The organism is Micromonospora sp. PTRAS2, from assembly GCF_054052245.1.
This window is the reverse complement of record NZ_JBSWBU010000003.1, coordinates 463631-479035: the sequence shown is the minus strand read 5'-3', so window position 1 is coordinate 479035 and position 15405 is coordinate 463631. Positions and strand designations below refer to the sequence as shown.

Sequence of the window (15405 nt, the reverse complement as noted above, 5' to 3'; positions counted from 1 at the left end):
CCCGGGCGCGGCGGATTGCGACCAGGGCCACGCCGCGCGGTCGCTGACCAGGCTGGGCGGGGCCCGACGGTACGGTGGGCGGATGACCGATCAGCTTCCCGACGGCGGGGAGCCGCAGCAGCCCGGGGTGCTGGTCGACCGGGGCACGCTGCGGCTCGCGCTGGTCGTCGGCGGGCTGGTGCTCGCGGTCCTGCTCGGGTTCGGCCTCGGCCGGCTCAACCCGCCCCCGGCGGCCGGCGGCTACGCGCTGACCCCGGCCGGCGCGGACCACACCCATGCCCCGGGCACCGGGGCGCACGACCACGGCGGCACCGCCGACGGGAGCGACCCGACGGGCGTCGGCGGCCTCGCGGTCAGCTCCGGCGGCTGGACGCTGGCCCCGCTGGCGGCCGACCTCGCCGCCGGGCGGGCCGGCGAGTTCCGGTTCCAGATCCGGGACGCCCAGGGGCGGCCGGTGACCCGGTTCGCGGTCGTGCACGACAAGCCGATGCACATGATCGTGGTGCGCCGCGACCTCACCGGTTACCAGCACCTGCACCCGACGATGGCGACGGACGGCACCTGGTCGGTCCCGCTGACCCTGCCGCAGCCGGGCGTCTGGCGGGCGTACGCCGACTTCACGCTGGTCACCGACGACGGCGGGCAGAGTGCCCGGACGTTGGGCACCGACCTGGCCGTCCCGGGGGAGTACGCTCCCCGGCCGCTGCCGGCGGCGGCCCGCACCGCCACCGTGGACGGCTTCGCGGTGAGCTGGTCCGGCGAGCCCGGGATCGGCGTGACCCGGCCGCTGCGGTTCGAGGTGCGCGCCGCCGACGGCGCCGCCGCGCCGCTGGAGCGTTACCTGGGCGCGTACGGGCACCTGGTGGCGTTGCGCGAGGGCGACCTGGGATATCTGCACGTGCACCCGGAGACGGGGCCGCCGACGGCGGGGGTGAGCTTCCAGGTGACCGTGCCGGGGCCGGGCAGTTACCGGCTCTACCTCGACTTCCAGGTGGCCGGCGTGGTGCGGACGGCCGAGTTCACCCTGAACGTGCCCTGACCCGTGACCCTGCCGGGGCCGGGGTGGCTCAACCGGCGCGGCTCAGCAGGGGCGGCTCAGCCGGCGCGGCGGACCGGACGGCGGGCCAGGTAGCGGAGCAGGTCGCGGATGTGGTGCTTCTCCTCGGCCGGCACGGCCGGGTCGGCCAGCCGCTGGAGGATGACCCGGACGTCGGCCTCGACCGGCCCCTCGTCGCCGCGTCGCCGGGGGACGGGCCCGGAGTCGGGCAGCCCGAGGGCCCGGAAGGCCGCCGTCACGGGCAGGTCGAGTGCGGCGCAGAAGCCGCGCACCTTAGCCAGCTCGGGGTAGTCCTGCCAGTCGCCGGCGAGCCAGCGGAAGACGGTGGACCGGCCCACGCCGGTGTGCGACGCCAGGTCGCTGACGGTCCAGCCCCGTTCCTCGCGGGCGTCGTCGATGGCGCGTCGCACGAAACGCGCGAACGCCATCTGCGGCGAAACCTCTGGCGAAGCCATTCCTGCGCGGTCTTCCTTCGGGCCGGAGCACCGGGCGGTGCCCTCTGAGGGTAGTCCCACGGGTGGCGGAAGCAAGCGTTTGCTCGCCCCCTTCGTCCCGATCGGTGCCGTCCCGGGGCGGCTACCTGCGAATATCCCTCATGTTCTTTCCCGCCGAGTGGGAACGTTCCCACGGGAAGCGTATCGGTCGCTGCGGGTGATTGCCGTACGTCAACTAAGCTCGATGCTCGTCCGCCCACCGTCCGTGGCCGTCCGAGACCGCCCGATGAGGAGCAGCATGACCGAGCCGAGCCGTCCGGTGCCGCACCGTCCGGGTGCGGTCAGTCTCTTCTTCGTCGCCAAGGCCGGCGTCTTCGCCGTCGGCTTCTGGGGCTGGCTCGCCTTCCTGGTGCTCCACGTCGACCGGGTGACCGGGGCGCACGTCCTGGCCGCCGCGGGCGCGGTCACCACGACGCTGGTCGGCGTGGTGCTCGGCGTGCGCCTGGCCCTGCAGCGCAACGCGGCGGTGCGGCACGCCGAGCTCAAGCGGCTCCTGGTCGACATCTCCTGGAACGCCTTCGCCGCCGCCGGAAACGCGGAGACCCCGGCCAAGGTGGTGCCGTTCCCGACGGTGTCGCCCGACGCCGAGCGGCCCGGTGGCCGGGGGCGCGGAGACCGGTTCTCGGCCTTCGACCGCAGCGCCGGCAACGAGCGGCCCCCGGGGCGGGACCGGGGCGGCAGCGGCGACCGCCGCCGCTGAGCGGACCGGCAGGAGAACGGGCGGGCTGGCGCGAGAGCGGACCCGGCCCGGCCTGCCCGCTGGGCTTGATCGATTCCATGTCGGCGACATAGCGGTATCCCGACCCGTCGGACCCCGCCATATTCCCGACATAGCGAGCGTGGGCCGGGCCCGTGAGCAGGTGCGGGCCGGGGTTCGGCGGCCCCCGGGGGCGCGCCGGGTCAGCCGGTCGGCGGCGTGGCGAGCAGCGTCTCCAGGCGCGGGGTCACCCGCCACTGGTCGACCAGCGCCCGGTAGTCCGCCCGTTGCCCGTCCGTCGGCGGCCCGCCCGCCCGGCGCGCCCGGATCAGCAGGTTCCGGGGCGTGTGCCGGGAGTCGACGAACTCGACCACCTCGGTCCGGTACCCGTGCAGCCGCAGCAGCGCGGCCCGCAGCGAGTCGGTCAGCACGTCCGCGAAGCGCTCGCGCAGGATGCCCTGCCGGGTCAGCAGGTCGTACGGGGCCGGAGCCGGCCGGGTCCGCAACTGGGCGGCGAGGTCGTGGTGGCAGCAGGGCGCGGCGAGCACCCAGCGGGCGTCCCAGCGCACCGCCCGGGCCAGCGCCTCGTCGGTGGCGGTGTCGCACGCGTGCAGGGCCAGCACCAGGTCGGGGGCGGGGTCGACCACCGCGTCGGCGATCGTACCCGCCACGAAGATCACCCGGTCGGCCCAGCCGAGCCGCCCGGCCAGCTCGGTGTTGCGCTGCCGCTGGTCCTCCCGCACGTCGACGCCGACCAGCCGCACGTCCAGCCCGCGCTGCGTGAGATACCGGTACGCGGCGAAGGTCAGGTACGCGTTGCCGCAGCCCAGGTCGACCACCCGCAGCGGCCCGGCGAGGTCGTCCGGCAGGGTCGCGGCGAGCGCCCGCAGGAACGCGTCCACCTGCCGGCGCTTCGCCGCCGTGCCGCCGATCTCGGCGAAGATCGGGTCGCCCGGGTCGAGCAGCCACTCCTTGGCCCGGTCGTGCCCGGCCGGCTCGGCGGCGGGCCGGGCGGCGGCGGCCCGGTGCACCTGCGCCTCGCCGGACTTGGTCACACGGAGCTGGAGCGTCACGTCGGTCGTCTCCACGTGCCAGTTGCCGAACGGCTCGGCCAGCAGGGCGTCCACGGCCGCGCCGGCCTCCGCGCCGGGCGCGAGGTTGCGGGTGTGCGGGCGGGCCCCGTCGGAGGTGGCGAGCTGCAACCTCGGGCCCGCCTTGAGGACGACGGGGCGCAGCTCGGCGCGGACCACCGAGGGGCGGTGCCCCTTACGGCGGCCGGCGGCGACGGCCCGGGTCAGCGCGGGGTCGAGCAGCAGGGCCCGGACCTCGGTCAGGGCGGCGTCCAGGGGTTCGGGCATCTCTCCATCTTCCTCGCCGGGATTCCCCCGGGCGCGGCGGGCGGCGGCCCGCGGCGGGACACCGGGGCGATCCCTCGGCGGGACGTCGGGCGGCGATCGACGGGCAGCGGGCCGATCCCTCGGCGGGATATCGGGCGGCGGGCGATCCGTCGGTGGGGCGGCGGTCGGCGGGACGCCGGGTGTGCCGGGTCGCCCCGCCCGGTCGGTCGGCGCCGGAACGCGACATCCCCCGCTCCGGTGGGACCGGGCGGGGGATGTCGGCGTTGCGCGTGGGTCAGTCGGCGGTCGCCTCGGCGGGCGTACCCGGGCCGGAACCGCCACTGCGGCGGCGTCGGCGGCGGCGGGGCTTGGCCGGATCGCCGTCGGCCGCCGCCGCCGCGGCGGGCTCGGCGCCGGACGGCTCGGCGGTGACCACGGCGGTCGGCTCGCCGGCCCCCGCCTCGCCGACCCGGCGGCGACGCCGGCGGCGCGGGGTGCGGGCCTCGCCCTCGGCGGCCTGCTCGGCCGGGACGCCGGCGGCGTCGCCGTCGCTGGCGGGCCGCGCCGGGCGGCGCTCGCCGCGACCACGGGACTCGCCCCGCTCGCCGCGCCGGGGGCCCCGGCCGCCGGACTCGCCGCGCCGGGACCGGCCGCCGAGGTCCTCCTCGACCTCCGCCGACAGCCCGGCCCGGGTCCGCTCCGCCGTCGGCAGGGTGCCGGTGACGTCGCGGGAGATGGCCAGGTCGGTGTAGAGGTGCGGCGAGGTGTGGTAGGTCTCCGGTGGCTCCGGCATCTCCAGCCCGAGCGTCTTGTCGATGATCCGCCAGCGGGGCATGTCGTCCCAGTCGACGAAGGTCACCGCGACGCCCGTGGCGCCGGCCCGGCCGGTGCGGCCGATCCGGTGGGTGTAGGTGTCCTGGTCTTCGGGGCAGTCGTAGTTGATGACGTGGGTGACGCCGCTGACGTCCAGGCCCCGGGCGGCCACGTCGGTGGCGACCAGGATGTCGATCTTGCCGGCCCGGAACGCCCGCAGCGCCCGCTCCCGGGCGCCCTGGCCCAGGTCGCCGTGCACGGCGGCCACGGCGAAGCCGCGGAAGTCGAGGTCCTCGGCGACCCGGTCGGCGGCCCGCTTCGTGCGGGTGAAGATCATGGTCAGGCCGCGCCCCTCCGCCTGGAGGATGCGGGCCACGATCTCGATCTTGTTCATCGAGTGGGTGCGGTAGACCAGCTGCTCGGTCTGCGGCGACGGCCCGGTCTCGGCGGTGTGCCCCGCGTGGATCGTCATCGGCTGACGCAGGAAGCGCCGGGACAGCGTGACGATCGGGTCAGGCATGGTGGCCGAGAAGAGCATGGTCTGCCGGTCCTCCGGCAGCATCGCGAGGATCTTCTCGACGTCGTCGAGGAAGCCCAGGTCGAGCATCCGGTCGGCCTCGTCGAGCACCAGCGCGCGCACCCGGTCGAGGCGCAGGTGCTTCTGCTTCTGCAGGTCCATCAGCCGGCCCGGCGTGCCGACCAGGATCTCGACGCCCTTGCGCAGCGCGTCGATCTGCGGCTCGTACGCCACGCCGCCGTAGATCGGCAGCACCCGGACGCCCCGCGTGCGCCCGGCGGCGTCGAGGTCCTTGGCGACCTGGATGCCCAGCTCGCGGGTGGGGACGACGACGAGGGCCTGCGGCACGCCGTCGCCGCCCTCGGCCGGGGCGAAGACGCGCTCCAGCAGCGGCACGCCGAAGCCGAGGGTCTTGCCGGTGCCGGTCGGTGCCTGGCCGATCATGTCGACGCCGCGCAGCGCGATCGGGATCGCGTACTCCTGGATGGCGAAGGCGCGGGTGATGCCGGCCGCCGCCAGCGCCTCGACGGTCTCCGGTCGGGCGCCGAGCTCGGCGAAGGTGGGTGCCTCCGGGCGGACCGGGGCGGTGGGTGCCAGCTCCTGGCCGGCTGTGGGATCGAAGATCTGATCGCTCATATGGATTTGGGGGTGCCCTCTCGTGGTGCGCCCCTCAGGTCCTCAGGGCGCGGACGGTAGTGGCGCGGGCCACACGGTCGGGGGCGGAGATCGCCGAGCCGGACCGGGCCGCACGCGCGCCGTGGTGCAGGGCTTCGGGTCGGAATCGACCCTTCGCCAGATCGGCGCCCACGGCAACTGCCCCATACTACCTGAGCCGCCCCGGTGTCGTCCCTGTTCAGGACAGGGTCCCCACGTCGGGGTCGGTGATTGTGACCTGGGTCACTTTAGCCCTACCCGATTGCGCCCGCTGCGACGCGTTTCGGAGGGGTGGGGAGGTCCGGCCGGCCGACCTGCGCGGTCGGGCCGGCCAGCACCTCTGGCCGCCGGTCTCCCGCAGGGAGATCAGCGAACGGTGAAACCGACCGCCCGGGGCGAGGCCTCGGCGATCTCGACGTAGGCGACCTTGTTGACCGGCACGATGATCCGCCGGCCCTTCTCGTCGGTCAGGGAGAGCGTCCCTTCGTCCTTCGCGAAGGCGTCAGTCACGATCTGCTCGATCTCGGCCGGCGACTGCGCGCTCTCCAGAACCAGCTCGCGCGGCGCGTACTGCACGCCGATCTTGACCTCCACGGTGCCTCCTCAACTGGGGCGAAAAAGCCGCCGTGGGAAGGCTATCCGATCTCACGGCCGGATGTTCAGGCTGACTCACCCTGCAGCGGGAAGCTGGCGATGCCCCGCCAGGACAGCGCCGCCACGAGCGCCTCCGCCTCGGCCTTCGGCACCTGCCGGCCCCCGGCCAGCCAGAACTGCGCCGCCGTCTCCGCCGCGCCGACCAGGCCGGAGGCGAGCAGCTCGGCGTGCGCCCGGCTCACCCCCGTGTCGGAGATGATCGTGTCGGTGATCGCGGCGATGCAGCCCTGCTCCACCCGCTCCACCCGCTGCCGCACGGCCGGGTCGTTGCGCAGGTCGGACTCGAAGACCAGACGGAACGCCTCGCTCTCGTGGTCGACGAAGTCGAAGTACGCGCGGACCGACGCGCTGACGCGTTCCTTGTTGTCGTTGGTGCCCCGCATCGCGTCGTGCACCTTTGCCACGATCGCGTCACAGTGCGTGTCCAGCAGCGCCAGGTAGAGCTCCATCTTGCCCGGGAAGTGCTGATAGAGCACCGGCTTGGAAACCCCCGCCCGCTCGGCGATGTCGTCCATCGCGGCGGCGTGGTATCCCTGCGCGACGAACACCTCCTGCGCCGCCGCGAGCAGCTGCTTGCGCCGCGCGGAGCGGGGCAAACGCGTGGGCCGGCCGGCGGTCTGGGCACCGTTCCCCACAGCCGTCATGGGAACCTCCGAAACTGGTCGTACGAGCCGGCATATCGCCCGAACCGGTCGGGGTCGACGAACCCCGCGCGGAATTGGCCCGCCGCTGTAACTTATCGCCACTGTCACCACACGGTAGCCTCAGCGGGGGCGACCAAGGAGCGCGCGGTGAGTGAAGCAGGGCAACCCGGTGCCGCCACCCCGGGAGAGCACGGCGACGGCACGGGTCAGCAGGACGACCTCGCCCGTTCCGTCAGCGGGTGGGCGCCCTCGGCGACCGGCTGGTCCAGTGGCGGCGACGCCGGCGCGTCGCGGGAGGCGCCGTCCGGCTGGGGCCGCACCGAGCCGGCGTCCGGCTGGGGCGCCTCGTCGCCGCGCCACGGCGACCTGCCTGCGCCCCTGCCCGGCCCGGCCACCCGGGGTGAGCCCCCGACCCGGGTCAACGGCCACCCGCACGTCAACGGCGTGGCCCACCCCGGGGACGAGTCGCGTCCCGGCCGCCCGACGCCGGTCAGCGCGCCGCCGCTGCCGGAGGACGCCGCCTGGGAAACCGACGACGACCGGCTGACCGTCCCCGCGCAGCGCCCGGCCCCCGCCCTGGAGCGCTCGGCCGGCCCGTCGCGCGGCACCGACCCGGACCCCGCCGCCCGGCACTCCTCCGACGACCAGCCGGCCCCCCGCCTGGGCCACTGGCCCGACGGCGACGCCCCGGCGTCCGCGCCCCCCGCCGGTCAGGTCCCGCCGGCCGACGCCGGCTTCGACGCGCCGCGCGGCTTCCCCGCCGACCGGGCCGCCCTCGACCAGGGCGCGACGGCCGGCGGGCCGTACGACTGGGCCCACCGCTTCCCGCCCGAGGACGACGATCCGCGCGGCTATCCGGCCGACCCCGGCCGTGCCGGCCATCCCGGCGACCCCGGCCGTGCCGGCTATTCCGGTGAGCCCGACCGCGGCGGCTATCCCGGCCCTCCCGGCGAGCCCGACCGTGGCGGCTATCCCGGTCCTCCCGGTGAGCCCGACCGCGGCGGCTATCCCGGTCCTCCCGGCGAGCCCGACCGTGGGCCGGTCCGGAGGCGTGACGAGAGCGCCGCGCCACCCCCGCCGGGCTGGGCCGGCCCCGACTGGAACCGCCCGAGCTGGGGCGGGGGGTGGGCCCCGCCGTGGTCCCGCGACCAGGCCGAGCCGGCCGGCCGCCGCTCCCGCGACGACGAGGGCGAGCCCGCCCGCCGGTCCCGCGACGACGGGTCGGCCGGGCGTCGCCTGCGCGCCGACGAGGACACCGCCGACCGCCACGCCGGCATCGACGAGCTGGCCGGGCGCCGGGCCCGCGCAGAGGCCGAGCCGGTCGGCCCGGCGCGCGCGGAGACCGAGCAGACCGGTCCGCCGTCACGCGAGGGCCGCGCGGCCGACTGGGCCCCCCCGCCCGGTCGCAGCCACCCGCCGGAGCCGAACCACCCCTACGCCGCCGAGCCGACCCGGCCGTACGAGCCGGTGCGCGCCGAGCCGGTCCGCCCGTACCAGCCGGTGCGGGCCGAGCCGATCCGCCCGTACGAGCTGCCCCGTCCCGGGTCCGAGCCGCGTGCCGGGGCCGAACCGGCCGCCCGACCCGCCCCGGACCCTGCCGAGCGCCCCGCCTGGGCCGGTGGCCGCCCCGCGTCCGCCCCGCCCGCCGCCGGGCCCGAGACCTCAGCCGCCGCAGCCGTCGACCCGGCCGAGGTCCGGGCCGCCGCCGCCCGGCCCTTCCGGCTCCGTCCGGTCCCCGAGGACGCCCCGCCCACCGACGCACCCGGCCAACCGCCGACCGCCACCGGTGCCGGGCCGACCGCCGCACCCGCCACGAGCGGGATCGGCCGGCTGGTCCGCACCCCACCCGCGCCCGCCCCGACGAGCGCACCCCCGTACGCGGCCCGCCGATCCGCACCCGACCCGGTGACCCCGGCCGCCCCGGCCGACGGGGGCCGGCAGCCGGACCGCACGGCGGTGCTGCCGCAGCGCGTCCCCGCCGAACCGGACGTGCCCGTCGTGCCGGAGCCGCCAGCCGTGGAGCCCCCCGCCGAGACCCCGGAGCTCGCCCGCATCGCCACCCACCTTCGTCGCGACGACGAGCCCGCCCCGCCGCAGGAGCGGCCCGAGGGGTTCGACGTCAACGCCATCCTCGACGCCGTGCGCGGTGTCGCCGGGGTGCGGGACGCGGCCCTGCGCCGCACCCCGGCCGGCGCGCACAGCCTGCGGCTCGACCTCGCCGACGGTGCCGACCCCGCCGAGGTGAGCCGCCAGGTGGCCCGCCTGCTGCAGGAGCGGATGGGGCTGGCCGCCGCCCCGCAGGACGTACCAGGGATGCCGAGCGCCCCGCCGCCGCCCGTGCGTCGTCGCTCCGCCGAGGCGCGCCCCGACCTGCGGGGCACCGCCCCCCGGCCCCCCGAGCGCCGCCCCGCCGACCCCCGGGGAGCCGCCGGCCGGCTGCCGGAGGCCCGACCGCCCGCCGACGCGCCGCCGCCCCGGCTCGACCGCCGGGCCGACCCGGCGGGGGAGCCGCCGCGCCGGCGTCGCCAGGCGACCACGCACCGGGGCCGGGCCGCCGTGGAGGAGCCGGGCCAGGTCAGCGCCGCCCCGGCCGGCCTCGCGACGGGCAGCCCGGCGACGCTCGGCTCCTCGTACTCCGGTGGGCAGATGACCACGACGGAGACCGCGCCGTCGCGACCGCTGGACACCGGCGGCGCGCCGGGGCCCCGCGTGGTGATCGACCACGTCCAGGTCAGCACGTTCGGCCTTGACGCGAACGTCGAGGTGCGCCTCCTCGCGGACCAGGAAACCGCATCCGGGTACGCGACCGGGCCCGCCGTGGACGGCTACGTGCTGCGGCTCTGCGCCGTCGCCGCGGCGGCGGCGGTGGACCGGCTGCTGCGCGGCGGCGAGCAGGAGCCCGACCGGGGCCGGTGCTTCGTCGAGCACGCGGCGGTGGTGCCGTTCGGCAACTGCGAGGTGGCCACGGTGGTGGTGCTGCTGGTCTGCGACGGCTGGGTCGAGCAGCTCGCCGGCTCGGCGCTGGTGGCCGGCGATCCCCGGCAGGCCGTCGTCCGGGCCACCCTGGCGGCCGTCAACCGCCGCCTGGAGGCGCTGCTGGCGTGACCGACGGCGGGCGGGACGCCGGCGGCGCGGGCAGACTTGGTGCCATGAAAGCCGCCATCCTCGGGCCGGACCACCACCTGCCCCCGCACGGGACCCCGCCGCCGTGGCCCGGTCGGGAGGTACGCCTCGACGGCTCCGTCACCTACGTCCGGGACACCCCGGCCACCGCCGCCGGGGCCGAGCCGGCGCTCTACGTCCACGGCCTCGGCGGGTCGTCGCAGAACTGGACCGACCTGGCCGGGCTGCTCGCCGACCGGCTCGACGGCCAGGCCATCGACCTGCCGGGGTTCGGGCACAGCGAGCCGAGCCGGCGCTACACGGTCCCCGCGTTCGCCGAGCACGTGGTCCGCTGGATCGAGCACTCCGACCGGGGGCCGGTGCACCTGCTCGGCAACTCGCTGGGCGGGGCGGTCTCGGTGCGGGTCGCCGCGCTGCGCCCGGACCTGGTACGCACGCTGACCCTGATCTCCCCGGCGCTGCCCTTCCTGGACTTCCGCCGCTCGTTGCAGGGCCGGATGCTGCCCCTGCTGGCCGTGCCGCGCGGGGAACGGCTCGTCGGCTGGCAGTTGGCCCGGCTGGACCCGAAGGTGATGGCGCAGCAGGTGATGGAGTCCTGCGTGGCCGACCTGACCCGGATCAGCGAGCAGCGCCGGCAGGAGGCGCTGGAGGAGATCCTGCTGCGCTACCAGGCCGCGCACTACGCCTCCGTGTACGTGCGCACCTTCCGCGGCCTGGTCTCCAGCTTCCTGCGTTCGTACCTGCGGGGGCCGGAGTCGCTGTGGCGGCTCGCCGCGGCGGTGCGGGTGCCGACGCTGGTGATCGGCGGATCCGAGGACCGGCTGGTCGACGTGCGGGTGGCGCCGCAGGCCGCCCGGGTGATCCCGGACAGCCGGCTGTTGATGCTGCGCGGCGTCGGGCACGTGGCCCAGCTGGAGGTGCCCCGCACCGTGGCCCGCGCGGTGCTCGGGTTGCTCGACGAAGTGGCGAACCCCGTGACGGTCCGTGACGTGGCATCCTGACCGGGATGCCCGGATTCCTGCCTCGTCGCGCTTCCCGCCCGAATTCCCCCGCAGCCCCTGCCGTCCGGCGGCGTACCCTGCTGTCGGTGGCCGCCCTCGCCGGGTGCGTCCTGGCCGGCGCGGTCCTGCTGACGGCCCGGCCCCCGACAGGCGACGGTCCCCCGACCGACGTCGAGGCGCTGGCCGTCGACCAGGCGGCCCGCACGCCGGCCCCGGCGGGCGGCGTGGCCCTCCCGGCGGCGTCGCGGAGCCCCGGCGGCCCCCCGGCGGCGGCATTCGGCGGTCCCCCGCCCGTCGACACCGGCTCCCCGCCGGCGCCCGGCGCGTCCCCGGTGCTGCGGATCCCGGGGCCCGTGCCGTCGGCCGGCGGGGGCGGCTTCCGGTACGACGACCGCCCCGGCGCGGTGCTCGGCGCGGCCGGCGCGCTGCGCCGCTACCGGGTGGCGGTGGAACGGGAGGCCGGCGAGGACGTGGGCGACTTCGGCACGGCGGTGCAGGAGGCGCTGGCGGGGCCGGGGAGCTGGGTGGACAGCGGCCGGCTGCGGCTGCAACGGGTGCCCGGCGCGGCCCGGCACGACTTCACGGTCTACCTGGCCACGGCCGGCACGGCGGGGCGGATGTGCGCGGCCGGCGGGGTCGACATCCGGGTGGGCGGGCGGCCCTACACCTCCTGCCGCGCGCCCGGGAAAGTGATCATCAACCTGGACCGGTGGCGGCTGTCGGTGCCGCACTTCGTCGACGCCGGGGTGCCGCTGGCGGTCTATCGGACGTACGTGGTGAACCACGAGGTCGGGCACCAGTTGGGGCACGGGCACGAGCGCTGCCCGAAGCCGGGCCGGCCGGCGCCGGTGATGATGCAGCAGACCCTCTTCCTCAACGGCTGCGTGGCCAACCCGTGGCCGTACCGGGACGGCCGCCGCTACGCCGGCCCGCCGCTGTGACCGGGGCGCAGCGCGCCGGGAAAGGCGAGGGCTTTTCGCGCTATAGGTGGCAAAAGCGCAGTTGAGCGCGTTTTGTCTGTCAGGCTGACGGGGTGACTACCCTCTCCCCATCCGGGGCGTACCGCCCCCGGCGGCCGGGTCGCTCGCGCTCCCGTACGGCGCTCGGCGGCCTGTCCGCCCTGGTCGCCGTCGCCGCCGCCGCGCTCCTGGTCCTCGGCGCGGTGCCGCCGACCGGGCCGGCGGACCCCGGCGGGGCGGGGGCCGGGGCGGGCGACCACAGCGTCGGTGCCGCGCAGGGAGACCGGGCCGACCAGGACGGCCGGGCCGAGCGGGCCGCCCCCGGGCGGTCGGGCGGCTGGCCGACCAGCGGACCCGGCCGGTTCACTGCCGCCGCGGGTCAGTCCCCGGTCCAGGGCACGGGCGGGCCGGTGCGCCGCTACCGGGTGCTCGTCGAGCGGGACACCGGCCAGGACCCGGACGCGTTCGCCGCCGTGGTCGACGAGGCGCTGAGCGACCCGCGCAGCTGGATAGCCTCGGGCGACCTGCGCCTGCAACGGGTGGCCGGGCCCGCCGGCCCCGCCGACCCGGAGCCCGCCGCCGGCCCGGAGGCCGACGCCGTCCCCTCCGCCGACGCCGCCCCCGACACCCCCGACGTTTCCGCACCCGAGGCGGACTTCACCGTCTACCTGGCGACCCCCGTCACCTCCGAGCGGATGTGCGCGCTCGGCGGGCTGCGCACCGAGCGGTACACCTCCTGCCGCCTGCCCGGCCAGGTGATCATCAACCTGGCCCGGTGGATGGAGGCGGTCCCGGACTACGGCGCCCCGTTGGACGTCTACCGCGCGTACGTGGTCAACCACGAGGTCGGGCACGAGCTCGGCGAGCTGCACGAGGCATGCCCGGGGCCGGGCGAGCCCGCGCCGGTGATGCAGCAGCAGACGTACGGCCTCGACGGCTGCGTCGCCAACCCCTGGCCCTACCTCGACGGCAAGCGGTACGCGGGGGAGCCGACCCCGGGCACCTGAGTTATTCCCGCTCCCGCATGTCGGGCGGGTGTCCCTGCTCATGGCCGATCGGCGGTTCGGCGAGCGACAATGGCTCGTCACCCACGCCGATCCCGGGGAGTCCACCGTGTCGTTGCCCCCGCTCGTCGAGCCCGCCGCCGAGCTGACCGTTGACGAGATCCGCCGCTACTCGCGCCACCTGATCATCCCCGACGTCGGGGTCGAGGGGCAGAAGCGGCTGAAGAACGCCCGGGTGCTCTGTGTGGGCGCCGGCGGTCTCGGCTCGCCGGCTCTGCTCTACCTGGCCGCGGCGGGCGTCGGGACGCTCGGCATCATCGACTTCGACACCGTCGACGAGTCCAACCTCCAGCGGCAGGTCATCCACGGCGTCTCCGACGTCGGCCGGTCCAAGGCCGAGTCCGCCGCCGCGTCGATCCGCGAGATCAACCCGCTGGTCAACGTGGAGATCCACAACACCGCGCTGGACCGCGACAACGTGCGGGAGATCTTCTCCGGCTACGACCTGATCGTCGACGGCACCGACAACTTCGCCACCCGCTACATGGTGAACGACGCGGCGGTGCTGCTCGGCAAGCCGTACGTCTGGGGGTCGATCTACCGGTTCGACGGCCAGGCGTCGGTGTTCTGGGCCGAGCACGGCCCCTGCTACCGCTGCCTCTACCCGGAGCCCCCGCCGCCCGGCATGGTCCCCTCCTGCGCCGAGGGCGGCGTGCTCGGCGTGCTCTGCGCGTCGATCGGCTCGATCCAGGTCAACGAGGCGATCAAGCTGCTCGCCGGCATCGGTGAGCCGCTGGTCGGCCGGCTGATGGTCTACGACGCCCTGGAGATGAGCTACCGCAAGATCAAGGTCCGGAAGGACCCGAACTGCGTGCTCTGCGGCGAGAACCCGACGGTCACCGACCTGCTGGAGGACTACGAGGACTTCTGCGGCGCGGTCTCCGAGGAGGCCCAGGAGGCGGTGGTCGACGCGACCATCACCGCGGCCGAGCTGAAGGAGTGGCAGGACGCCGGCAAGGACATCTTCCTCGTCGACGTCCGCGAGCCCGCCGAGTATGAGATCGTCCGGATCCCCGGCTCGACGCTCATCCCCAAGGGCGAGATCATCTCCGGCGAGGCGCTGGCGAAGCTGCCGCAGGACAGGCAGATCGTGCTGCACTGCAAGTCCGGCGTCCGCTCCGCCGAGGCGCTCGCCGCGCTCAAGGCGGCCGGCTTCCGCGACGCGGTGCACGTCCAGGGCGGCGTCCTGTCCTGGATCAAGCAGATCGACCCCTCGCTCCCCGCGTACTGAGCACGACCGGGCTGAGTGCAAGGAAGGGCCCCTTCTTAACGCTTTCGGTAGAGAAGGGGCCCCTTCTCACACCCACCCACCCGCCGGTCGGCGGCACCTGCTCGCCCACCGTTGGCACCTGCTCGCCCAGTGTCGCCCGGCCGACCATCCGAGGTGGGATCGCGTTTGCGTCGGTAGCGTTCCTGCCGTGGTCGACTTGGACGCCGCGATCGGGTTCGTGGTGGCGCACGGTGACGCGGTGGAACGGGCCCGGCTGTCCTGGCTGCGGGCCGGCGCGGCACCGTCGCCGGAACTGCTCGACAGCGCCGAGGTGGGGCAGACTCCCACCGGCGGCTGGCCTGCCGTCTGGGGCGCCGACGTCGCCTCGGTCGACGCCACCTGCTTCCGCCTCGCCGAGCTGGACGACCTCGGTGCTCTCGGCCGTCCCGCCGCCCGCCGGGCGCTGGACTGGTTGGCGTCCCGGCAGCAGGCCGACGGCGGCTGGGAGGAGGATCCCGCCCTCGCCGACGACGCCCCCTGGTGGGCCAGGCCCGGCGACCCCGAGGCGCGGCTGTACCTGACCGCCACCGTCACCTTCTGGCTCACCGTCGCCGACCTGGACGCGCGGCACGCCGCGCCCGGCCGCCGCGCGGCACACTCACCCGACCCCCGCTGGCCGGCCGGACCACCCGACCAGGCCGCCGGCGCGTACGCCGGCAGCGCCTACCAGGGCGTGGTGCAGACCGCCGTTCAGGCCCTCGCCGGGCAGCTCCAGCCGGACGGCACCTTCCCGTCGTACCTGGCCGTCGGCTGGCTCAGCGCGGCGGTCTTCCACCAGCAGGAACTGTTCTACGAGTCGGCCCGGATCCAGGTGTCGCTGGCCGACCGGATGCCGAAGCTCTCCCCGGCCAACGCGGCGTCGCTGGCCGCCGCCCTGCGGCGGGTCGGCGTCGACGAGCAGCACTGGACGCTGGTCGCGGCCCGCCGGCGGTTGGCCGAGACCCAGCGCAGCGACGGCGGCTGGGAGAGCGACGACGGCCACCAGTTCGACGTGCACACCACCCTGGCGGCGATCCGCGCCTGCCGCTGACCGCCCCGCCGCCTGCCTCGGGCTCCGCCCAGCGGGGTGAGAAGGGAACCCCTCTCTACCGTATGCGTTAACAAGGGGCCCCTCCTTACAC

13 protein-coding genes are annotated in these 15405 nt (G+C 76.1%); 8 read left to right on the top strand and 5 right to left on the bottom strand.

From position 1 onward, the window contains the following. Positions 1-82: 82 nt before the first annotated feature. A complete protein-coding gene (locus ACVMYR_RS13045) occupies positions 83-1039 on the top strand; it encodes a hypothetical protein (RefSeq protein ID WP_457121890.1) in 957 nt (318 codons plus the stop codon). Between the two features lie 56 nt (positions 1040-1095). Here the strand turns inward: ACVMYR_RS13045 and ACVMYR_RS13040 are convergent, their stop codons facing one another. After that, complete coding sequence (locus tag ACVMYR_RS13040) at positions 1096-1512, bottom strand: helix-turn-helix transcriptional regulator (protein WP_043965390.1); 417 nt, start codon at positions 1510-1512, stop codon at positions 1096-1098. 277 nt (positions 1513-1789) lie between these two features. On the opposite strand from ACVMYR_RS13040, the gene ACVMYR_RS13035 reads away from it, so the two are divergent. Next, positions 1790-2251 (top strand): hypothetical protein, encoded by a 462-nt coding sequence (locus tag ACVMYR_RS13035; protein ID WP_457121889.1) that lies wholly within the window; start codon positions 1790-1792, stop codon positions 2249-2251. Between the two features lie 200 nt (positions 2252-2451). Here ACVMYR_RS13035 and ACVMYR_RS13030 read toward each other — a convergent pair whose 3' ends face one another. The 4 genes from ACVMYR_RS13030 to ACVMYR_RS13015 all read right to left on the bottom strand — a co-directional run bounded on the left by ACVMYR_RS13030 (position 2452) and on the right by ACVMYR_RS13015 (position 6867). Continuing rightward, entirely contained in the window at positions 2452-3606 is a 1155-nt protein-coding gene (locus ACVMYR_RS13030; RefSeq protein WP_077938246.1) for a class I SAM-dependent methyltransferase, read from the bottom strand. Positions 3607-3880: 274 nt separating this feature from the next. After that, complete coding sequence (locus ACVMYR_RS13025) at positions 3881-5551, bottom strand: DEAD/DEAH box helicase (RefSeq protein WP_431897172.1); 1671 nt, start codon at positions 5549-5551, stop codon at positions 3881-3883. Between the two features lie 384 nt (positions 5552-5935). Next, positions 5936-6163 carry a DUF3107 domain-containing protein gene (locus tag ACVMYR_RS13020; protein ID WP_077938248.1) on the bottom strand — a complete coding sequence of 76 codons (228 nt, stop codon included), beginning with the start codon at positions 6161-6163 and terminating at the stop codon, positions 5936-5938. 65 nt (positions 6164-6228) lie between these two features. Then, positions 6229-6867 (bottom strand): TetR/AcrR family transcriptional regulator, encoded by a 639-nt coding sequence (locus tag ACVMYR_RS13015; RefSeq protein ID WP_043965396.1) that lies wholly within the window; start codon positions 6865-6867, stop codon positions 6229-6231. 147 nt (positions 6868-7014) lie between these two features. Between ACVMYR_RS13015 and ACVMYR_RS13010 the strand changes: the two genes are divergently transcribed. The 6 genes from ACVMYR_RS13010 (at position 7015) to ACVMYR_RS12985 (ending at position 15314) form a co-directional block, all read left to right on the top strand. Then, on the top strand, positions 7015-9972 hold the full coding sequence (locus ACVMYR_RS13010) for a hypothetical protein (RefSeq protein WP_457121888.1): 2958 nt from the start codon (positions 7015-7017) through the stop codon (positions 9970-9972). A gap of 44 nt (positions 9973-10016) precedes the next feature. Beyond that, the gene (locus ACVMYR_RS13005) at positions 10017-10991 is read left to right on the top strand and encodes an alpha/beta fold hydrolase (protein WP_077938249.1); all 975 of its coding nucleotides are present in this window, start codon (positions 10017-10019) and stop codon (positions 10989-10991) included. A 5-nt stretch (positions 10992-10996) separates the two neighbouring features. Then, a complete protein-coding gene (locus ACVMYR_RS13000; RefSeq protein ID WP_457121887.1) occupies positions 10997-11932 on the top strand; it encodes a DUF3152 domain-containing protein in 936 nt (311 codons plus the stop codon). A 92-nt stretch (positions 11933-12024) separates the two neighbouring features. Next, positions 12025-12957, top strand: coding sequence for a DUF3152 domain-containing protein (locus tag ACVMYR_RS12995; RefSeq protein WP_457121886.1), 933 nt, complete (start codon positions 12025-12027; stop codon positions 12955-12957). A 40-nt stretch (positions 12958-12997) separates the two neighbouring features. Further along, a complete protein-coding gene (gene moeZ / locus ACVMYR_RS12990) occupies positions 12998-14245 on the top strand; it encodes an adenylyltransferase/sulfurtransferase MoeZ (RefSeq protein WP_176734112.1) in 1248 nt (415 codons plus the stop codon). Between the two features lie 187 nt (positions 14246-14432). Beyond that, positions 14433-15314 (top strand): prenyltransferase/squalene oxidase repeat-containing protein, encoded by an 882-nt coding sequence (locus ACVMYR_RS12985; protein ID WP_091276549.1) that lies wholly within the window; start codon positions 14433-14435, stop codon positions 15312-15314. The last annotated feature ends 91 nt before the right edge of the window (positions 15315-15405 follow it).